The sequence below is a fragment of the Sphingopyxis sp. 113P3 genome, from assembly GCF_001278035.1.
Lineage (GTDB): Bacteria > Pseudomonadota > Alphaproteobacteria > Sphingomonadales > Sphingomonadaceae > Sphingopyxis.
In genome coordinates this window covers 1,653,373-1,672,692 of sequence record NZ_CP009452.1, presented here as the reverse complement: position 1 = coordinate 1,672,692, position 19,320 = coordinate 1,653,373, and the positions used below count along the sequence as shown (strand labels likewise).

General features: G+C 63.6%; 18 protein-coding genes and 1 pseudogene. 10 read left to right on the top strand and 9 right to left on the bottom strand.

Annotated elements, in window-relative coordinates:
- Positions 1-14: 14 nt before the first annotated feature.
- Positions 15-1,505 (top strand): ABC transporter substrate-binding protein, encoded by a 1,491-nt coding sequence (locus LH20_RS08005; RefSeq protein WP_053553756.1) that lies wholly within the window; start codon positions 15-17, stop codon positions 1,503-1,505.
- A gap of 42 nt (positions 1,506-1,547) precedes the next feature.
- Positions 1,548-1,970, top strand: a complete 423-nt coding sequence (locus tag LH20_RS08000; protein ID WP_053553755.1) for a DUF4112 domain-containing protein — start codon at positions 1,548-1,550, stop codon at positions 1,968-1,970.
- A 75-nt stretch (positions 1,971-2,045) separates the two neighbouring features.
- Here LH20_RS08000 and LH20_RS07995 read toward each other — a convergent pair whose 3' ends face one another.
- On the bottom strand, positions 2,046-3,416 hold the full coding sequence (locus LH20_RS07995) for a sensor histidine kinase (RefSeq protein ID WP_053553754.1): 1,371 nt from the start codon (positions 3,414-3,416) through the stop codon (positions 2,046-2,048).
- Entirely contained in the window at positions 3,413-4,090 is a 678-nt protein-coding gene (locus LH20_RS07990) for a response regulator transcription factor (RefSeq protein WP_053553753.1), read from the bottom strand. The genes LH20_RS07995 and LH20_RS07990 overlap by 4 nt, the downstream gene beginning before the upstream one ends.
- A gap of 126 nt (positions 4,091-4,216) precedes the next feature.
- Here LH20_RS07990 and LH20_RS07985 point away from each other — a divergent pair, with 126 nt between their 5' ends.
- The 3 genes from LH20_RS07985 to LH20_RS07975 are packed head-to-tail and all read left to right on the top strand — an operon-like array spanning position 4,217 to position 6,902.
- The gene (locus LH20_RS07985) at positions 4,217-4,948 is read left to right on the top strand and encodes an HAD family hydrolase (RefSeq protein ID WP_053556167.1); all 732 of its coding nucleotides are present in this window, start codon (positions 4,217-4,219) and stop codon (positions 4,946-4,948) included.
- Between the two features lie 5 nt (positions 4,949-4,953).
- The gene (locus LH20_RS07980) at positions 4,954-6,108 is read left to right on the top strand and encodes a hypothetical protein (protein WP_053553752.1); all 1,155 of its coding nucleotides are present in this window, start codon (positions 4,954-4,956) and stop codon (positions 6,106-6,108) included.
- Positions 6,105-6,902 (top strand): FkbM family methyltransferase, encoded by a 798-nt coding sequence (locus LH20_RS07975; protein WP_053553751.1) that lies wholly within the window; start codon positions 6,105-6,107, stop codon positions 6,900-6,902. The genes LH20_RS07980 and LH20_RS07975 overlap by 4 nt, the downstream gene beginning before the upstream one ends.
- On the opposite strand, the gene LH20_RS07970 is transcribed toward LH20_RS07975, so the two are convergent.
- Together LH20_RS07970 and LH20_RS07965 are read right to left on the bottom strand one after the other, a co-directional pair.
- Complete coding sequence (locus LH20_RS07970; protein ID WP_053553750.1) at positions 6,899-7,849, bottom strand: cation diffusion facilitator family transporter; 951 nt, start codon at positions 7,847-7,849, stop codon at positions 6,899-6,901. The genes LH20_RS07975 and LH20_RS07970 overlap by 4 nt on opposite strands.
- Positions 7,846-8,502 (bottom strand): DUF6766 family protein, encoded by a 657-nt coding sequence (locus LH20_RS07965; protein ID WP_053553749.1) that lies wholly within the window; start codon positions 8,500-8,502, stop codon positions 7,846-7,848. The genes LH20_RS07970 and LH20_RS07965 overlap by 4 nt, the downstream gene beginning before the upstream one ends.
- 331 nt (positions 8,503-8,833) lie before the next feature.
- Between LH20_RS07965 and LH20_RS07950 the strand changes: the two genes are divergently transcribed.
- From LH20_RS07950 to LH20_RS07930, 5 genes and pseudogenes are all read left to right on the top strand, one after another.
- Positions 8,834-10,203, top strand: a protein-coding gene (locus tag LH20_RS07950) for an IS3 family transposase (protein WP_144423548.1) whose coding sequence is annotated in 2 segments (ribosomal slippage) — positions 8,834-9,181 and positions 9,184-10,203 — 1,368 coding nt in all. Because the reading frame shifts where the segments join, the coding sequence is not laid out codon by codon here.
- A gap of 64 nt (positions 10,204-10,267) precedes the next feature.
- A pseudogene (locus LH20_RS07945) lies at positions 10,268-10,528 on the top strand (transposase); the annotation flags it as partial.
- Between the two features lie 381 nt (positions 10,529-10,909).
- Positions 10,910-12,433, top strand: coding sequence for an IS21 family transposase (gene istA / locus LH20_RS07940; protein WP_083455346.1), 1,524 nt, complete (start codon positions 10,910-10,912; stop codon positions 12,431-12,433).
- A gap of 10 nt (positions 12,434-12,443) precedes the next feature.
- A complete protein-coding gene (istB, locus tag LH20_RS07935) occupies positions 12,444-13,184 on the top strand; it encodes an IS21-like element helper ATPase IstB (protein ID WP_053552564.1) in 741 nt (246 codons plus the stop codon).
- Between the two features lie 627 nt (positions 13,185-13,811).
- Positions 13,812-14,774 (top strand): NAD(P)-dependent oxidoreductase, encoded by a 963-nt coding sequence (locus LH20_RS07930; RefSeq protein WP_158501119.1) that lies wholly within the window; start codon positions 13,812-13,814, stop codon positions 14,772-14,774.
- A 10-nt stretch (positions 14,775-14,784) separates the two neighbouring features.
- Here the strand turns inward: LH20_RS07930 and LH20_RS07925 are convergent, their stop codons facing one another.
- Genes LH20_RS07925 through LH20_RS07905 form a run of 5 tightly spaced genes read right to left on the bottom strand, consistent with a single transcriptional unit; the run spans position 14,785 to position 19,315 of the window.
- Complete coding sequence (locus LH20_RS07925; protein ID WP_037553557.1) at positions 14,785-15,114, bottom strand: DMT family transporter; 330 nt, start codon at positions 15,112-15,114, stop codon at positions 14,785-14,787.
- Between the two features lie 55 nt (positions 15,115-15,169).
- The gene (locus LH20_RS07920; protein WP_037553497.1) at positions 15,170-16,411 is read right to left on the bottom strand and encodes an MFS transporter; all 1,242 of its coding nucleotides are present in this window, start codon (positions 16,409-16,411) and stop codon (positions 15,170-15,172) included.
- Positions 16,408-17,139: an EthD domain-containing protein gene (locus LH20_RS07915; RefSeq protein WP_053553745.1), complete on the bottom strand. Its 732-nt coding sequence runs from the start codon at positions 17,137-17,139 to the stop codon at positions 16,408-16,410. The genes LH20_RS07920 and LH20_RS07915 overlap by 4 nt, the downstream gene beginning before the upstream one ends.
- Positions 17,127-17,903 carry an SDR family oxidoreductase gene (locus LH20_RS07910; protein WP_053553744.1) on the bottom strand — a complete coding sequence of 259 codons (777 nt, stop codon included), beginning with the start codon at positions 17,901-17,903 and terminating at the stop codon, positions 17,127-17,129. The genes LH20_RS07915 and LH20_RS07910 overlap by 13 nt, the downstream gene beginning before the upstream one ends.
- A complete protein-coding gene (locus LH20_RS07905; RefSeq protein ID WP_037553494.1) occupies positions 17,900-19,315 on the bottom strand; it encodes an aldehyde dehydrogenase family protein in 1,416 nt (471 codons plus the stop codon). Before LH20_RS07905 ends, LH20_RS07910 begins: the two co-directional genes overlap by 4 nt.
- Positions 19,316-19,320 lie beyond the last annotated feature (5 nt).

Sequence of the window (19,320 nt, the reverse complement as noted above, 5' to 3'; positions counted from 1 at the left end):
GGAGTTGTAGACGAATGAAGGCCGGCACAGGGGCGCGACGTATCGCGGCCGCGCTGATCCTCCTCAGTCTCAGCAGCTGCGACCTCTTCAGCGAGCGCGGGCCTGTCCGCATCGCCGCAATCGGCCCCCTGAACCCCGCCGCGACGCCGGCGAACGGCGAGTTGTCGCCCCCCAATGCAGCCCTCCTCGAGGCGACATCGCAGGGGCTCGTGAGCTACGACGGCGAAGGCCAGATCGACGTCGGCCTCGCCGAGCGCTGGACGGTCACCGCTGACGGACTGAGCTACATCTTCCGCATCCGCGAAGCAAAATGGTCGAACGGCGACAAGGTGACTGCCGAGGATGTCGCATCGATCCTGCGCGGCTATCTGGGAGCGCGCAGCAAGCATGTTCTGCGCGACGACTTTCCCGAGATCGAGACGATCAAGGCGATGACCGACAGCGTGATCGAAATCCGCCTGTCGGTGCCCCAGCCTGACATTCTCGAACTGCTTGCCCTCCCCTCGATGGCGATCGTTCATCGCGGCATGGGCTGGGGCCCTATGCGACCGAAAACGCAGGGCCGCGCGATCTTGCTCACCCCAGTTGCAGACCCACTTGCTGAGGATCCCGAAGAGGCGGAGGCCGCAGCGACAGACCCGGCCGCCTCGATCGAGCTCGTGGGCGTCACCGCACCGCGGGCGCTCGCGCGCTTCAAGAACGGCTATGCCGATGGCGTGCTCGGCGGCCGCTTTTCGTCGCTACCCTATTTCGTCGCCTCGAACATCGGGCGTTCGCGCCTCGTCGTCGATCCCGTTCCGGGCCTTTTCGGACTCCTGTTCGTGCGCGCCGAGGGCTTTCTCGCCACCGACGCCAATCGCGAGGCGCTGTCGCGCGCAATCCGGCGCGACCGGCTCATAGACGCCTTCGGGCTTGCCGAATGGCAGCCGCAAGTGACGATCCGCCCCGCGCTCTATTCCCGCGACGGGGGCCCGGCGCCGCTCATTCCGGCCTGGGCCGATTATGATGATGCATCGCGCCTCGCGCAGGCCAAGCGCGTGGTCGACGCGTGGAAGGCCGCGGGCCGCCCGATTGAACCGCTACGGATCGCAATCCCCGAGTCGCCCGGCGGGCGCATTCTTTATGCCTATGTCGCAGCCGATTTCGCCCGCATTGGCATTCCGAGCCAGCGCGTCGACATGGACCGCGAGGCCGACCTCAAGCTCATCGACATGGTCATGCCGAACGACGATGCCGTCTGGGGTCTTCGCCGCTTGTCGTGCCGGAGAGACACGCTGTGCAACGCCGAAGCGCAGCGCAAGATCGACGAGGCAGTGGCGGCGAGCGACCCTGCCGAGCGCGCGCGCCTGGTCGGCGAGGCCGAGGCCGTGCTGGCACGCTATACCCCCTTCATCCCTCTCGCGACCCCCCTACGCTGGTCGGTGGCCTCGCCGCGGCTTACGGGACTGCGCGCGAACGGCCGCGCCCGTCACCCATTGAATCACTTGATCGCCGCTCCCAACTAAGCCTCGCGCACGCATTTGTGCGCGTCTGCAAAAAGAACGCCCATGGCCCCCTCCACTCCCGACACCGATGCGATCTTCGAAGCGCTGATCCAGGACAAACGTGACCCCGCAGCGCTGCGCAAGCGGGTCGAAACGCTCGAATTCCTGCTCGAACGCAGTTTCACGATTCCAGGCATCAACCGGCCGGTCGGGCTGGACGCGATAGTCGGGCTTGTACCCGTTGTCGGCGACGTGATCACCGCGCTGATGGGCGCCTATCTGATCTGGGAAGCGCGCAATCTTGGCATGCCCAGGTGGAAGATCTGGCGCATGGTGGGAAACCTTGGCGTCGATACGGCGCTCGGCGCCATACCGCTCGTGGGCGATGCCTTCGACTTGGTCTTCCGGTCGAACAGCCGGAATTTGAAGATCATAAAGCGTCACCTCGACAAGCATCACCCCGGCACGATGGTTATCGACCAGTAGTCCCGGCCCTTCTCCCCGCCCGGCCGATGTGGGCCGGAGCTCGAGGCGCGAACAATATCTTCGGCGCGCGCCGGATCAGGCGGCTCCAAAGCGCAGTGTCACCAAAGCCCCGGGCGCCGCATCGCCGATCTCCATCTGCCCGTTGTGGAGCCCGACAATGGCGTTGACGAGCGCAAGACCAAGACCAGTGCCCGGCGTCGCCGCGGTTGCCGGCACACGAAAGAAACGTTCTAGCACGCGCTCGCGATATTCGGGCGCGATCCCCGGCCCGCGATCGGCAATGGAGATCGAAACCTCCTCCCCCTCCCGGTGCGCCGCGACGCGGATGAGGCCGCCCTCGCCGCCATATTTGATCGCATTGTCGAGAAGGTTCGAGACAGCCTGAAATATCAGGTTTGGGTCCCCCTCAATCACAAGACCTGCCGTAACATCGCTCTCGACGCGCTGGCCCCGCGCCTCGGCCTCGGGCATGTGGAACTCGATCGCGTCGGCGAGAAGCAGCGTCATGTCGACCGGTTTCATCCCGGCGAGATGCCGGCCGCTTTCGATCCGTGCAATGCGCAGCAGCGCGTCGAAGATCGACTGCAGCCGTTCCGCCTCCGCGAGCGCCTGTTCCGTCAGGCGGTCGCGCTCCGCCGCAGTCCGCGCGGCGCTGAGTTCGTCAAGGTCCGCGTGCAGACGCGCAAGCGGTGTGCGCAGTTCGTGGGCCACATTGTCGGACACGCGCCGGACCGACTCGACCGACTCCTCGATCCGGCCGAGCATCATGTTGAGCGTTGCAGCAAGCTCGTCGAAGTCGTCGCCGGTACCGCGCAGCGGGATCCGCTCGGTCAGGCTGCCCGCCATCACCCGGCGCGCCGTGCGCGTCACCGCATCGATCCGCTGACCGACCGCGGCGCTCATCGCGACACTGCCACCGATTGCCAGGCACGCTGCAACGAGGATCAGCCACGCCGACCCGATGGTAAAGAGTTCGTCGCGGTCATCGATGCTCTCGACGTCACGGCCGACGATAAGCCGCGCCCCATCGTCGAGCCGGTTTTCGACGACCAGCGCTTCATAATCATGTTCCTGGCCACCCCGATAAATATCGGCTTCAAGAAGCGTCCAGCCGTCAAGAGCCTCGTCGGGCCAACTCGGCAGATTGGCGAGAACAGGTTTGCCATCAGGCGCGATCAGCGCATGAAAGGGCTTTTTTGCCCCGCTCGCCTCGCGGGTTATGAGCGCGCGGATCAGCGCGTCGCGACCGCCTGCCCGGTCGATGGCGGCCAGATCCCCCATTTCGCGGCGCACGGCCTGTGCTTCGTTCTGCAACGGCCGATATACGGCCATCCAGTATGCGGCACCGAACATCAGCGCGGTCGACGTCAGGAACAGCGCCACATAGATGACGCCAAGCCGAAGCGTCAGGCTGCGCCACAGCCGCCCCCGTCCGCGCGACCTCATCCGTCCGCCCGCATCACATAACCGGTGCCGCGCACTGTATGAATGAGCGGGGTGTCGAAGCCGCGATCGACCTTCTGCCGCAGACGGCTGACATGCTGGTCGATGATGTTGGTCTGGGGGTCGAAATGATAGTCCCACACATGCTCGAGGAGCATCGAGCGCGTCACCACGCGCCCTTCGTTGCGCGCAAGATAGGCAAGGATGCGAAATTCGCGCGCAGTAAGGTCAATGGGCCGGCCGCCGCGCCGCACCGCCTGCCCCAACAGGTCGACTTCAAGGTCGCCGACACTGAGCTTCGTCTCGGCGACGATCGCGGGTCCGCGGCGATTGAGGACGTCGATGCGCGCGAGGAGCTCGGACATGGCGAAGGGCTTGGTGAGATAATCGTCGCCGCCCGCACGAAGCCCCGCGACGCGCTCGTCGACTTCGGCGAGGGCGCTGAGGAACAGCACGGGCGTCGTATCGCCCGTCGCGCGGATCGTCTGGACTATCGTCAGCCCGTCGACGTTGGGGAGCATCCGGTCGACCACGATGAGATCATAGGTCTCGGCTGCGGCACGAAGCAGTCCTGCACGTCCGTCGCTCTCGACATCGACAAGGTGCCCGGCCGACTTCAGCCCCTTGCCGATATGCTCCGCGACGCGCGCATCGTCCTCGATCACCAGGATGTGCATGCCCCCCTCGATAACTGCAGATCAGGCCCGCGGCCATCCATTCGGCGATGATGACGAAAAACAAATGAAGGCGTCATCGCCGCGTCATCTCGCGCTGCCATGATCGAGGCCCCGAAGGAGGATGCAATGGCACAGCCGCAGCGAAAGGTCGAGGGCGCCGCCGGGCCCGTCCCACGTCTCACCGCCCTATCGGTCTTCGACCTCGATCGCACGCTTACTGTCCTGCCAACCTATAGCCGGTTCCTGCTCTTCGCGGCGCGCCACCGCGCGCCGTGGCGTCTTCTTCTTGTACCGCTCTTGTTACCCGTCGCGCTTCTCTATGCGCTCAAGCTTGTTCCCCGCCGGACGATGAAGCAGACAATGCATTGGGTCGCACTCGGCGGTGCATTGCCCCAGCGTGACGCGGCTCGGCTTGCCGACCGCTTTGCGCGCCACCTGATCGCTCGCGGTCTCTATCGCGAGGGCATCGAGCGGATCGAGCGCGAACGCGCAGCAGGGCGCCGCGTCGTCATCGCCAGCGCCGCGCCGGATCTTTACACCGCAGCCCTCGCTCGCCGTCTCGGCGTTGCCGACGTGATCGCCACCGCTTCGACCTGGCGGGGCGGCTGCCTGACCCCCGCCATAGAGGGCGCGAACTGTTACGGCTCGGACAAGAAGGGACGCATCGAGACCTTTCTCAGCCATTCGGGTATCGCCCGGGAAACCGCACATATCCGTTTCTTCTCAGACCATATCTCAGACCTTCCGTTCTTCGAGTTCGCCGATGAGCCGATCGCGGTGAACCCGTCGCGCGCACTTCGCGCGGTCGCGGCCGAACGGCATTGGCCGATCCTCGATTGGCGCGCTGCGTCGCGTTGACAGCCATGCACATCGGCTTTCTCTTCAATCACAGCGGCGGACATCAGGTCGCGCACGCCCTCCCCGTCGCGCTCGCGATCCTCCGCCGCGGCAGCAACGCGCGCGTCAGCATATTCGTATCCCAAGGCTGTGAGGGTGAGGTGCGCCGCCTCGCCGCTGTGAGCGGCGGTCCCATTCCCGAAATCGTCCGCCTCCGTCCCCCTTCTGCGCTCGCGCGCGCAGCACACCGGGCAACGGGCCGCGCTGTCCCCGCCGATATCATATCGACCCTCCACCGAAATCTCGACCGCTTCCGTGCGCTCGACGCGCTGGTGGTCCCCGAGAAGACCTCGCTGCTCCTGAAAACAGTTTTCGGGCTGAAATCGCTCAAGCTCGTTCACACGCGCCACGGCGCCGGCGACCGGGCGATCGGCTTCGACAAGGCGAGCGGACAGTTCGATCTTGTTCTTCTGTCAGGCGAGAAAATCCGCGATCGGCTGGCGCAGGCGGAACTGCTCAAGGAGGATGGCCACGCGATCGTAGGCTATCCCAAATTCGATCTGCCCCCGCGCACCGGTGGCCCGCGGCTCTTTCCCAAGGACCGGCCGACGGTCCTTTACAACCCGCATCCCTCGCCCGCCCTTTCATCCTGGTATGCGATGGGACCACAGGTCCTCGACTGGTTCGCTGCGCAAAGCCGCTATAATCTCATCTTCGCACCGCATGTCATGCTGTTCAAAAAGCGCGTGACGGCGTCGCTTTCTCCTTTTGCGCTGGGCTGGAATTACGGCCCGCGTCCCGACCATTATGAGCATGATCATATACTGATCGACACGGGTAGCGCTGCGTGTCTCGATATGACCTATACCGATGCTGCCGACATCTATCTCGGCGACGCAAGCAGCCAGGTCTACGAGTTCATCCGGCGACCGCGCCCCTGTTTCTTCCTCAACCCGCGCCGTCTGCATTGGCGGGGCGACCCCGACTTTGCGCACTGGCGGGCCGGAACGGTCGCCGCGACGATCGACGAGCTGGAGGCCGCGCTCGCCGACGTTCCGCGATTGACGCCCGCAATGCGCGAGAGGCAGGAGCAGATGTTCCGCTACAGTTTTGACCTTGCCGAGCGTCCGTCCTCGGAGCGTGCCGCCGAGGCGATCCTTTCCTTCATCGCGCGCGCATGATCATGGTCCCGACGCTTGAGCAACCATCGCCGCTTGCCGCCTTTTTTGACTATGGCGTGCGCAAGACGCTGCACAAGGCGTGGGTGCGCGTGCGCGCAGTCTTTCCCCGCGCGCGCAGCGCGGGCGTGGTCACGTCACGCTACGGCGTGAAGATGCGGGCGAATTGGGGTGACCGTACGTTTCAATACTGCCAGGCCGCGACCTATGGCCGCGATCTTTCGGATTTTCTCGCAGCGCAGAGCGGGCGCTTTGTCTTTGTCGATATCGGCGCCAATCAGGGGCTTTACAGCCTTCTTGCAGCACGAAACCCCGCCTGCGCCGCCGCAATCGCCTTTGAACCCGTCGCAGCAACTTACGCCCTCCTTACCGAAAATATCGCGCTCAACGGGTTTACCGGGCGGATCAGGCCCGTCCACGCCGCGGTCTCGCTCCACTCGGGCATGGCCTTGATCGCGACCGACAGCAGGCACAGCGGAACCGCAAGCCTGCGCGATGCCTCGTCTGTCCCCGCCGCCGGCGAGGAAATCCGCATTCTCGGCATTACCGGGGTCGATACTCTCCTCGAGGGTGACGAGCCGCTGATCTTCAAGATCGACGTCGAGGGCCACGAAGAGACTGTCGTTGAAGCGCTCGCAGCTTCGCGGCACCGCAACCGTATGGCGGCAATCTTTTACGAGGTCGATACGCGCTGGACCGACGCTGCGGCTATCGAGGCGCGTCTTCGCGCCGCAGGCTTTGCTCGCTTCGATCGCTTCGGTTTCGGCCGGCACTATGATGTGCTGGCGCGACGCTAATAGCTCCAGCCCGGCTGGATCGCCGCATCGGCCGCCTTTTCGGGGCGGACATAGACCGAACTGATCTGCGGCACCGCCTCGCGCAGCTGGGTTTCTATGTCCTCGATCAGCGTTTCGCCCGCTCCCATGCTGATCGCGTCATCGAAATCAGCACTGATCGCGACGAAGATCGCCTCGGGTGCGCTGTGGACAGTGCGCACGTGATTGACGGTAACGATGCCCGGACAGCGCCCGACAATCGTCCTTATGGTCGCGATCAGCTCGGGGTCGGCGCTTTCGCCGATCAGGAGCCCCTTGGCCTCGCGCGCGAGCAGTGCTGCGACCACGGCGAGAATGATGCCAATGATGATCGACGCCGCTCCGTCGATCCGCGCATCCCCCGTCGCGTGGCTGAGATAGACGCCGATCGCGGCAACAAGCAGTCCGGCGAGCGCAGCGCTGTCCTCGAACAGGACGATGAAGCCCGCGGGGTCCTTTGAACGCCGCACCGCCTGCCACCAGCCTGCGCCGCCCCGCGCCGCGCTGAATGCGCGCACCGCGATCGTCCACGACGTGCCTTCAAGGAGGAAGGCAATGCCGAGAACGATATAGTTGATCACCGGATCACGCAGCGGCTCGGGGTGCGCAATGTGGGTCCATCCCTCGTAGAGCGAAACACCCGCACCGATCGCGAAGATCAGGATCGCGACGACGAACGCCCAGAAATAAAGCTCGCGGCCGTAACCGAAGGGGTGACTTGCATCGGGAGGCTGCGCCGCCTTGCCCTGCCCATAGAGAAGCAGGATCTGGTTGCCGCTATCGACGAGCGAGTGCACCCCTTCGGAGATCATCGAGGAGGATCCGCTGATCGCCGCTGCGACGAACTTTGCGGCGGCAATGCCAAGGTTCGCAAACAGCGCGCCATAAAGGACGATGTTCGCCTTGATGTGCGGTATCAACCGCGTCATTCGCCGGTCTGGGCATGGGGCGCCGCGACCGGCTTGGATTCGGGCGACTCGCGCTGGCGGAGGAAAATCGAAAGGACGACGAGCACAGCCGTCGACAGAAATTCGCTCTGCCAATTCTGGAAGGATTCAAACCAGAGCTGCGGGCTCGCGAGATAGGCAATCACGCTCGGGGCCGCCTCGCCATGCTCGATGGCCTCCTCGGCGGCTGCCTGCGCGCTCTGTGTCCAATGCAGTACGAAAGACACCAGGAAGAGCATCGCAAGGACGATACCGAGCGAGCGCGCGTAGAGCGCGCGCGCAAGGCGCCCCGCGCGAAGGACGCGAGGCGCGCCGGGTTCATGCCCCTGCGAGGCGAGATCGCGATCGCGCGGCGGCGCGTCAGGATCCTTCGATTCCGATGAGCCGCGCTGGATGAGGATCGCGGTGAGGACGACATAGGCCGCCATTTGGAGAAACTCGCTCTCCCAATTCTCGAATACGCTGGAAAGAAAGGCAGGGCTGGTGGTGTAGGCGGCAAGCGTAAGCGCCGCCTGCCCATGGCGGATGGCGTCTTGCGTCGCGACATGCCAACCCGATATCCACTGACCGGTGATGCTGCCCGCGAACAGCAGCATCAAGACGATCGTCAGGCTATTGTCGCGAATCAGGCGCATGCGAACGCTCCTTCAGGCTTCGGAGATGGTTTCATCCTCGATTGCCGCGTGGATCATGCGGTCCCAGACCTCGGCATCCCCGACCGCCAGCATCCGCCCGCTCGGTTCGCGCAGCGTCTTGAGCACGGCAAGCGCGGCGTCGCTATATTCGGGCCACAGCGCATCGACGCTCGGACCCGCGGACGCGAGATCGCCTTCAGCATTCCGGCTGAGCGCGTGGCCCGCGAGCGCCCGCGCGATCCGTTCTGTCCGCCGTCAGCACCAATGGCACAGATTTGAGGTTGTGATTTAAGGAGGATTTGGGCTTCGTCGTAGTGACGAAGGAACGAAGATGAAGCCCAAATCCTCCTATTCAAAATCGCCGTCGAAGGCCCCTGCGGAGCAGGTGGTGAAGGATATCCGGCGGCAGACCCGGCGGCACTTCTCTGCCGAGGACAAGATCCGCATCGTGCTTGAAGGCCTTCGCGGCGAGGACAGCATTGCCGAGCTGTGCCGCAAGGAAGGCATCGCGCAAAGCCTGTACTACACCTGGTCGAAGGAGTTCATGGAAGCGGGCAAGCGCCGCCTGGCGGGCGACACTGCCCGTGCCGCGACCACCGGCGAGGTGCAGGATCTGCGCCGCGAAGCGCGTGCCCTGAAGGAATGCGTGGCCGACCTGACACTCGAAAACCGTCTGCTGAAAAAAAGCATGATCGCGGATGGGGGCGACGACGAATGAGGTATCCCGCATCCGAAAAGCTCGAGATCATCCGGATCGTCGAGCAGTCGCACCTGCCCGCCAAACGCACGCTGGACAAGCTCGGCATCGCCCGCCGGACGTTCTACCGTTGGTATGACCGTTATCTTGGGGCCGGGCCGGAAGCGTTACAGGATCGGCCATCGGCGCCGAGCCGCGTGTGGAACCGCATCGGTGACGACATCCAGAACCAGATCATCGAAATGGCGCTGGAAGCCGACGCGACCAATCTCAGCCCCCGCGAACTGGCGGTGCGCTTCACCGACGAGAAGCGCTACTTCGTATCGGAATCCACGGTTTACCGCCTGCTCAAGGCGCACGATCTGATCACCAGTCCGGCCTATGTCGTGATAAAGGCCGCCGATCAGTTCCACACCAAGACTACCCGCCCGAACGAGATGTGGCAGACCGACTTCACCTACTTCAAGATCATCGGGTGGGGCTGGATGTACCTCTCGACCGTGCTCGACGACTTCTCGCGCTATATCATTGCCTGGAAGTTGTGCACCAACATGCGTGCCGAGGATGTAACCGAAACGCTGGACCTCGCCTTGGCGGCTTCCGGCTGTGACAGCGCCACGGTGCTGCACAAGCCCCGGCTGCTCAGCGATAACGGCCCCAGCTACATCGCCGGCGAACTGGCCGAATATATCGAGGCCAACAAAATGAGCCATGTCCGCGGCGCTCCCATGCACCCGCAAACCCAGGGCAAGATCGAGCGCTGGCACCAGACCCTGAAAAACCGCATCCTGCTGGAGAACTACTTCCTGCCCGGCGACCTCGAAGCCCAGATCGAGGCCTTCGTCGAACATTACAATCACCAGCGCTATCACGAGAGCCTAAATAACGTGACGCCCGCCGACGCCTACTTCGGCAGGGCCCCGGCCATCATCGAACGACGAGAAAGGATCAAGCGACAGACCATCGAATATCGGCGCTTGCAGCACCGCAAGCTCGCCGCCTAACATCAACCCCCAGACGAGGCCCGCACTCCGCTAATCTACGCCGCGAGTTGTGCCGAATGTTCTGACGACGAACATCCCCGACCTGCTCAGGCTGATCGATCAGTTCGCCGCCAGCCCCCTCAAGTCCCTCGCCGATACCCTGACCAGCTGGCTCGAGCCCGTCGCCCGCATGTGGCGCTTTTCCAGGAACAATGGAATCACCGAGGGCTTTCACACAAAGATGGAGATGATCTCGCGCCGCGCGTTCGGCTTCCGCAACTTTCACAACTACCGCTTGCGCGTGCTCGCTCTTTGCGGTTGGAATGGCGTCATCAATCGGGTCTGATCCACCCTCATCCCCCGTTCACGGGGAAGAGCCGGGATTTCAGCGGATGCCCTCGGATTGGAGGGTGGTGGCAGGGCTTGATTCGAACTGATCGATTAACTATTGATTTTTATATATTTAATTCTCGGTCGAGAGTGCCTTTCCCCCACATTTTTCCCCACATTTTTGCAGCCATAACTGTCGTTCGATATTCAAAAAGTGCGGATTCCGATGTGATCGCGCGCAGCGTTCCGAGATGATGGCGCGCGGCGTTCCGAGAATTATCCGCGCAGCGTTCCGATGTGATCGCGCGCAGTTTTCGAGATGGAGAATCCTGATCGTAGGACCATTTTTCCGGTTGTTTAGCGACTGGAGGAATGGATGCCGACGAGGAGGATTGCGATGCGCCATGTGCGCGAGATTTTGCGTCTGAGCCTGGCAGGGCTGTCGACGCGGGTAGTCAGTGAGCGGGTCGGGGTTAGTCCGACGACGGTTCGCGATACGTTGAAGCGGTTCGCGCGCTCGGGGCTGGCATGGCCGGTTCCGGAAGCGATGACCGACGCGGATCTTGAGGCGCGGCTCTATGGCGTCTGCGGTGTGAAGCCTGGTCGGCGCAAGCAGCCGGAGCCGGACTGGTCTGTGGTGGCGCGCGAGCTGAAGCGCAAGCACGTGACGCTGCAGATTCTGTGGGAGGAGTATATCGCGGCGAACCCGGACGGTTACCGGTACAGCCGGTGGTGCGATCTGTTCCGGCGCTGGGAGGGCCGGTTGCCGCTTGTGATGCGGCAAGCCCATGCGGGCGGCGAAAAGATGTTCGTCGATTATGCAGGAGACAAGGTGCTGGTGGTGGTGAACCGCCGAACCGGCGAGGAGCGTGCGGCCCATTTGTTCGTCGCGGTGCTCGGCGGTTCGAGCCTGTCCTTTGCCTGCGCCTCATGGAGCGAGCAGTTTGCCGACTGGATCGAGGCGCACAATGCCGCCTTCGCTTTCTTCGGCGGCGTGCCGCAACTGCTGGTCCCCGACAATGCGAAAGTCGCGGTGATCAAGGCCTGTCACTTCGATCCGATGGTCAACCGTGGCTATACCGATATGGCACGCCATTACGGCACGGCGGTGCTCCCGGCGCGGCCGAGAAAACCGCGGGATAAGGCGAAAGTGGAGGCCTGCGTCAGGATCGTCGAACGCTGGCTTCTGGGCCGGCTGCGCAACCGGATTTTCTACAGTCTGGCCGAGGTGAATGCGGCGATCGCCGAATGCCTGGCTGAGCTCAACGACAAGCGGGTACTGCGCCAGTTCGGCAAGACACGCCGGGAGCTGTTCGAGGAAATCGATGCGCCGAACCTGAAGCCGCTCCCGGCCGAGCCATGGGTCTGTGCGCAATGGAAGCGCTGCCGGGTCGGGCTCGATTATCACATTGCCATCGAGCGCCATCATTACTCGGTGCCGTATCGCTTCGCGCGGCGCGAGGTCGACGTCCGCGTCACCGCGCGCACGGTCGAGATCTTCCTCGGTGGCGAGCGCATCGCCGTCCATATGCGCGCTTCGGGCAACGGGCGGCATACGACGGTTGCCGACCACATGCCCTCGAGCCACCGGCGATACGGCGAGTTGACGCCGGCGAAAATCCGCGAGGAGGCGGCGCGGATCGGGCCGATGCTGTCGCTTCTGATCGAGAAAATCATCGAGGATCGCCCGCACCCCGAGCAGGGCTATCGCTCGTGCGTCGGGAGTATTGGCCTTGCCCGGCGCTTCGGGCCTGAGCGCCTCGAGGCGGCCGCGCTGCGCGCGCTGGAGATCCAGGCGCGCAATTATCCTTCGGTCAAATCGATCCTCGAAAAGGGGCTCGACCAGGTTCCCGTGCGCCAGTCCCCGGAGCGCGCGCCGATCCTGCACACCAACATCCGGGGCTCTGGCTATTACCACTGAGAGGACGACAATGCTCAAACATCCGACACTTGATCAGCTGAACCAACTCGGCCTTTCCGGCATGGCGCACGCGTTTTGCGAGCTCGAACATAATGGCGATGCGACGAGCCTCAGCCATGCCGAATGGCTCGGGCTGCTACTCGATCATGAAGCAACATACCGCAACGATCGGCGTCTCGCCCTTCGCCTGCGCCACGCGAAGCTGCGCCATCATGCTGTTCCCGAAGACGTCGATTACCGTGCGCAGCGCGGGCTCGATCGCCGGCTGTTCGAGAGGCTGCTCAGGGGCGACTGGATCACCGCCCACGAGAACTGCGCCATCATCGGGCCTGCAGGCGTCGGCAAAAGCTGGCTCGCCTGCGCCATGGGCCACAAGGCGTGCCGCGACAATCGCTCCGTGCTCTACACCCGGCTGCCCCGCCTGATCGACGACCTGTCGCTCGCCAAAGGCGATGGCCGGATCGCCAGCCGCATGAAGAGCCTCGCCCGCGTCGACCTGCTCATCCTCGACGACTGGGGCCTGCAACCGCTCGACGGCAATGCCCGCCACCATCTGCTCGAGATCCTCGAAGACCGATACGGCCGCCGGTCAACGCTCGTGACCAGTCAGCTCCCGGTGGCCAGCTGGTTCGACCTGATCGGCGATCCAACCTACGCCGACGCCATCCTGGACCGCCTCGTTCACAACGCTCACCGCCTCGAACTCACCGGAGAATCCATGCGCAGGCAACTCGCCGTCGCAGCAGCTTGACCCGGCCACTAGCAACATGACATCTTTACCCGACGATCAGGTGCTCCAACTGCGCGCGATCAAATCGGAACGCTGCGCGGCATCAGATCGGAATACATGCGCGCGATCGTCGGAATCCGCATTCAAAAAGCCCTATTCGACATCCATCTAAGCGGTATTCGGGGGCTTTCAAAGATGCGTCTCGTCCGAGTCGATCAATGACAAGCTTACGGACCCGAACCGCCCCACTCCCGACAAAGAGATAGACCCGGAACCTCGTTCGCTCGTCAGGTGGGCCGCACTGTCCGGCGTTCATTGATGCTTTCCGCATGCTTCGTCGACCGGCCGAGCAGCGACGCCATCTCCCGGAGTTCTAGCAAGGCACTCTCCGGCGGAATTCACTCCGTGCGCTTGGCGGCGGGGAACTACGGTGAAGGAAGATAAGGGAGACCAGAACCGCACACGATCCCGCAGCGAGCAGACCCAGTAGCCGAAGATTGATTTCTGAGGGCGATTTCAGGACCCGTCGAACTTCCATGCGAGCCAGACCATGTCCCAACGTGCCATAATCGCTCTCTCCCCTTGCCAATCGGCATAGGCGTCGCCCTGATGCAAGTCGGTTTGAACCTGCTAGCGAACGAGATGTCGATGAATACCACGAAGTTACTCGTTGCGGGCGCGCCCAACGGACGGGCGTTTCTCGAGAAGCTTGTTTCCACGATAAAATCAGACAAAATTCATGTCGACCTGCAGATCGGGCTGGACACGCCGGCCGAGGCGCCAGGCTGGAGCGAAACGCAAATCCTCGTTTCGTTCGGGGTTCCCTGTGGCGGAGCCGAAATGGATGCAGCGCCCGGACTCAGGGCAATTATCACGCCGTCGCTCGGCTATGAAGGCATCGACGTCGACGCGGCGCATCATCGCGGGATCGCCTTCGCCAATGGTCGCGTCGCCGAGAATTTCGAGTCCGTCGCTGAAGCAGCCATGCTCTTCATGTTGACGTCGCTTTACGCGGTTCGCGATGCCGAAGAGCGGCTGCGCCGCGGCGAAACCCGAACCGGGCCACCGCGCGCACGCATGCTGAAGGGCAAAACCGTCGGGATCATCGGCCATGGCAATATCGCCAGAGCCTTGATCGAACGGCTGAGCGGCTGGAACACCCGCATCTTGCTCAACAATCGCTCGAAGGTTGCCCCTTCTTCGGCCTTCGAACAGTGCGATCTCGACACGCTGCTCGCCGAAAGCGATGTTGTCCTGCCGCTGCTGCCGCTGACGCCGGACACCGACAATCTTCTGTCACGCTCAAGATTGCTGGCGATGAAACCGGGCGCGATTCTCATCAATCTTTCCCGCGGCGCGATCGTCGATGAAACGGCTCTGGCCGACCCCGAGGTGGTCGCTCATCTCGGACCGATCGCTCTGGACGTTTTCGTCACCGAGCCCTTGCCCGCCGCAAGCCCCCTCCGCGATCTTCCCGGCGCAATTCTGACCAATCACGAGATATCGCACACACAGGAGAACCTCGGCGCGCTATTCGCGATGGCGGTTGCCAATATTCAGGCGGCGATCGCAGGCACACCCATGCCAACAGCCCTCGTGCCAGGGAGATGAGGGGCGGGGGTCAGCCGCCCGCCGACGCCCGCATATTGAGCATCAGCGTGCCGACGAGGATAAGCCCGATAGCCGTCAGCGCCCAAGCATCGAGCTTCTGCCCGTAGACGATCCAGGCGATAGCCGTCACCAGAACGATGCCGGCGCCGCACCATATGGCATAGGCGACGCCGACCGGAATACTGCGCAGCGCCATCGAGAGGCAATAGAAGGCGAGGACATAACCCAGGATGACGACCGCCGACGGTAGCGGACGCGTGAATCCGTCAGCCTTCTTGAGGAACGACGTCGCGAGAACCTCGCACAATATCGCAAGTGCCAACCAGCCCGAACCGCCTATCGCGGTCACCACAGCGCGCTCTTACCAACGCCCAGCTGGTCGATTTTTTTCAGCGTCATGCCGGGGGTGATGGCACGGGCATAGGCCCGAGACAATCGTCTTCGAACGGTCGCTGTTGTCGCAAGCCCAGCATGAGCAGCGCGGCAATCCCGACAAGTAGCGCGCTAACCGTGAGCGCGGCATCATAGTCGCCGGCCGCGTCGCGCATCTTGCCGAGCGCAAATGGACTGAGCCCATAGCCGAGCGCAAAGACGCTATATTGCCAGCCGTAGATCGCGCCATATTGGCGCTGCCCAAAATGAAGCGCGGTTAGATATGCGAGGAGATCGATTTCGGCGCCCGCCGCCATGCCGAGCAGAATGGCCGCGAGCGTCCCCATCACGAGTCCATCGAGAAGCAGGAGCGTGATACCGAAGGCAGCAAGAGCCAGAATTGCCAGCGAGACGATGGCGGCAGGGAAGCGGTCAAGCAGCAGGCCGATCCCGAGCCGCCCGACGACGCTGGACAGTCCGACGAGAGACGCGGTACGCGCCGCGGAGAGCGGATCTGCGCCAAGATCTTGAAACAGCGGCACGAGATGAACGACCACCCCGCCAAGGCCGGCCGCCATCGCAAAGGAAATCACCGTGAGCAGCCAGAAGCGGCCGGTCCGCCGCGCTTCTGCAGCCGTCATGCCGCTGACCGCGGCCTCGGACGGGCCGGCCCTCCTGCCCTGCGGCACGCTCCGGAATCCGAACCAGACAATGGGCGCGGCAGCGATAGCGATCGCGGCCAGCGCGAGATAGGCAGCCCGCCAGCCGGCAACCTCGATGACTGCCGCGACGAGCTGTGGAACCCAAAAGCCGGCCAGCCCCGCGCCGGTCAGCGCGATCCCCAGCGCCAGTCCCCGTTGCCTCTCGAACACTGCCGCAATCGGCCGAACAAGGACAATCGGCGTCGATCCTACGCCTAGGAGCGCGATGGCAGCGTAAAATGCCCAGAAGAGTTCGATGCTCCGCGCTGTGGTGACGAGAAGGATGACCCCGAGCGCATAGGCGACCAGGCTCGCCGCCCCGACATTGGCGGCGCCGTACCGGTCGCACAGACGCCCGGCAGCCCACCCCGATAGGAATACGGCCAGCGTCATCAACGCGACCGCGAGCGAGATATCGCCACGGCTCCAGCCGAACTCTGCTTCGAGAGAGGGAATGAAGCTACCCAGACTGTAGAACAGCGTCGCTGTCATGCCGGTCGACAGACCGAGCGCCGCGCTGGCGAGCAGGAAGCTCTTCCCGCCGAATTCGCCCGGCAGGGTCATGGCGCTGCCGATGTTCCGTACACAGCCCGCACCACTGCATCGGTAAGCTGGTTATCAGCCCCAGCCTCCTCGATCGTCTTCACGGCATCGAGCCCGCGCAGGCCGACGGGTGTCGCCCTGCCGTCCTTGACCATCACATGTCGCTCATCGAGCAGATAGGCGACCCCATCGCACGATCGGGAGGCCGCAATCGCGCTGTCGCGGTCGGGCCAAATACCGTGCAGTAGCGCAATGAAGATGCGTTCCCCTGCATCGGTTAGATTCCACCGCGATGGATCGCCCCCCCTAAGATCATAAGCCGCGAGGTAGATAGCCGTGTCGTTCAGCGCCGCGAGCGCGGCATCGCTGTCATGGCCAGCCTCGACCACGACAAACATCACCTGCCCTTCGGCCTCTGCGCTGCCGCATAAATGTCGCGATGCCCCCTCCTCCAGATTATAGAGAAGCGCGCGGCGAAATACATTCTGCTCGTCGAGATGGATGTGCTGGGTTACCTCGCTATGGATGAGACCGGCCCGGTCATCCTCCGTCCGATAGGTTACGATCGCGATGCCTTCGAACGGTTCGGCGGAAGCATCGATCGGGGTCACATGATATTGCGTATAGCTGGCAAACCCGGGAATTCGTGCCGCCATGACCCCATGCACATCGCGCCAGTAGCGTGTGAAGAGCGAGCGGCTGATATCGACGCGCCGCTCGATCAGCGCGACGGTGCTTATGCCGACCATAGGGCTCCCTCGACAGGGATTATCGCGCCTGAGACATAGGATCCAGCGCCCGACGCAAGATACACCACCGTTCCTCCTATATCGGCCTCGCGTCCGAGGCGCCCTGCCGGGATTCCCTCGATCATCTGCTCCTTAAGTCCCGGCACGGCGGTAAAGAATCCGTCAGTCATGTCGCTCGGGAAGAAGCCCGGTGCGATTGCATTTACGTTGATGCCCTTGCGGGTCAGGTCCGATGCCAGCGCTCGAGTAAGCTGGTGAAGTCCACCTTTCGCGGCGCTGTAGGCATAGGCACTGCTGCTCTTCGCCCAAAGCGCCGCGATCGATCCGATATTGATCACGCGCGCCGGATCATCCTCGCGCGCAGCCGCCATCAGCTTCGGAAGAAGGCCCTGGACGAGAAAGAAGGGCGTCCGCAGATTGACGGCCAGTTCTCGGTCCCATTGCTCAGGCGTGATCTCGTCGATGGCCGCCGCCGTAAAGGTGCCGGCATTGTTGACGAGGATATCGACCTCGGACGCCGCGCCGCCTACGGCCGCCACCGCTGCTGCCACGCCTTCGCTGGTCGCGAGATCGTGCTCGAGCAGCTGGCACCTCCCCTCACCGTTTAGCGCCTCGGCAAAGGCGCGGTTTTCGGCACTTGGTCGGGCGATGATGAGCACGCGCGCGCCCGCAGCGACCAGCGACCGGCTGATCATCGCGCCGACGCCCTTGGCGCCGCCGGTAACGACAGCCGTCTTGCCCGCGAGATCGAAGAGGCTCGTCATGCCGCGGTCGCCGGCTTGGCTACATTGATCGTCTGGAGCGCAAGATAGGGGTAAAGCCCTTCCACCCCGCCCTCGACGCCAAAGCCCGACTGCTTGTTCGCCGGGAAAGGAATTTGCGGATCGAGCGCGCAATGCTGGTTCACCCAGACGCTTCCGCTTTCAAGCCGCGAGGCGACCTGCGTCGCCGCCGCGATGTCGCTGCCCCAAACCGAGCCGCCAAGCGCAAAGGGTGATGCGTTCGCACGCGCTACGACGTCGTCGACGTCGCTGTAGCGGATGATCGGCAGGATCGGGCCGAAGGGTTCCTCGTCGACAATCGCCGTCCCGTCGGTGACGTCGCGCACGACGGTCAGCGGCACAAAATAGCCAGCGCCGTTCGCGGCCTCGCCGCCCGCGACGATCCGACCCGCTGCGCGAGCCTGTTCGAGATAGTGAAGAACCTTCTCATACTGCGCCTTGTTCTGCACCGGACCAAACTCGGCCGCGGCGTCGCTCCCCGGTGCAACCGTCGCTCCCTTGGCGAGAGCCGCGATCGCGTCGCACATGGCGTCGTACAGGCTGTCGTGGACGTAGAGTCGCTTGATGACGGCGCACACCTGCCCGGAGTTGAAGAAGGCAAAGGCAAAGATCGCCGGCGCGATGGAAGCGACATCAGCATCGGGCAGCACGATGGCCGCGTCATTGCCCCCCAGTTCGAGCGTCACGCGCTTCAGCGTCGGCGCCGACGCCGCCATGATCTTGCGGCCGGTCTCGGTCGATCCGGTGAAGGTGATCTTCGCCACATCATCATGCGCGACGATCGCCGCGCCCGCCTCATTGCCACCCGACAGGATGTTGACCACCCCGGCCGGGACGACCTCTGCCCAGAGTTCGCCAAGGCGGAGAGTCGTCAAGGGCGTGGTCGGCGCGGTCTTTACGACGATCGTGTTGCCGGCGGCCAGCGCAGGCGCAATCTTATTGCACGCGATGAAAACCGGTGCGTTCCAAGGGACGATGGCACCGACAACGCCCAACGGCTTGCGATGCAGTTCAACGCGCCGCGTCTCATCCTCGACGATCAGTTCGGGCTGGACCTCCAGTCCGGCATAATAGTTGAGATAGCCGGTCGCGAGATGCAGGATTTCGAACTGCGCGAGCGCCATCGGACGACCGGTTTCGCGGATCAGCAATGAGCACAGCTCGTCAGCATTCTCGGTAATCTTTGCCGCCATCGCGCGCAGAATGTCCCCGCGGGACGCGGCGGACAGGTCGCGCCATGCCAGGAAAGCCGCCTTCGCTGCCGCAACGGCACGTGCGACATCGTCCGCGTCCGCGTCCGGGACCTGGGTGAAGGCAGTGCCCGTGCAGGGATCGAACACGTCGATCGTCCGGCGCCCTTCGACAAGCTCTCCACCAATCAGCATCCGAGCCATTTCAA

Coding starts and splice junctions, on each gene's coding strand:
- LH20_RS07915 (WP_053553745.1), bottom strand. CDS start 17,139: ATGGTCGGCATAAGCACCGTCGCGCTGATCGAGCGGCGCGTCGATATC.
- LH20_RS07995 (WP_053553754.1), bottom strand. CDS start 3,416: ATGAGGTCGCGCGGACGGGGGCGGCTGTGGCGCAGCCTGACGCTTCGG.
- LH20_RS07910 (WP_053553744.1), bottom strand. CDS start 17,903: ATGACGAGCCTCTTCGATCTCGCGGGCAAGACGGCTGTCGTTACCGGC.
- LH20_RS07965 (WP_053553749.1), bottom strand. CDS start 8,502: ATGCGCCTGATTCGCGACAATAGCCTGACGATCGTCTTGATGCTGCTG.
- LH20_RS07990 (WP_053553753.1), bottom strand. CDS start 4,090: ATGCACATCCTGGTGATCGAGGACGATGCGCGCGTCGCGGAGCATATC.
- LH20_RS07920 (WP_037553497.1), bottom strand. CDS start 16,411: ATGACCCTGCCGGGCGAATTCGGCGGGAAGAGCTTCCTGCTCGCCAGC.
- istB (WP_053552564.1), top strand. CDS start 12,444: ATGCTCAAACATCCGACACTTGATCAGCTGAACCAACTCGGCCTTTCC.
- LH20_RS07985 (WP_053556167.1), top strand. CDS start 4,217: ATGGCACAGCCGCAGCGAAAGGTCGAGGGCGCCGCCGGGCCCGTCCCA.
- LH20_RS07980 (WP_053553752.1), top strand. CDS start 4,954: ATGCACATCGGCTTTCTCTTCAATCACAGCGGCGGACATCAGGTCGCG.
- LH20_RS07905 (WP_037553494.1), bottom strand. CDS start 19,315: ATGGCTCGGATGCTGATTGGTGGAGAGCTTGTCGAAGGGCGCCGGACG.
- LH20_RS07975 (WP_053553751.1), top strand. CDS start 6,105: ATGATCATGGTCCCGACGCTTGAGCAACCATCGCCGCTTGCCGCCTTT.
- LH20_RS07970 (WP_053553750.1), bottom strand. CDS start 7,849: ATGACGCGGTTGATACCGCACATCAAGGCGAACATCGTCCTTTATGGC.
- LH20_RS08000 (WP_053553755.1), top strand. CDS start 1,548: ATGGCCCCCTCCACTCCCGACACCGATGCGATCTTCGAAGCGCTGATC.
- istA (WP_083455346.1), top strand. CDS start 10,910: ATGCGCCATGTGCGCGAGATTTTGCGTCTGAGCCTGGCAGGGCTGTCG.
- LH20_RS07930 (WP_158501119.1), top strand. CDS start 13,812: ATGAATACCACGAAGTTACTCGTTGCGGGCGCGCCCAACGGACGGGCG.
- LH20_RS08005 (WP_053553756.1), top strand. CDS start 15: ATGAAGGCCGGCACAGGGGCGCGACGTATCGCGGCCGCGCTGATCCTC.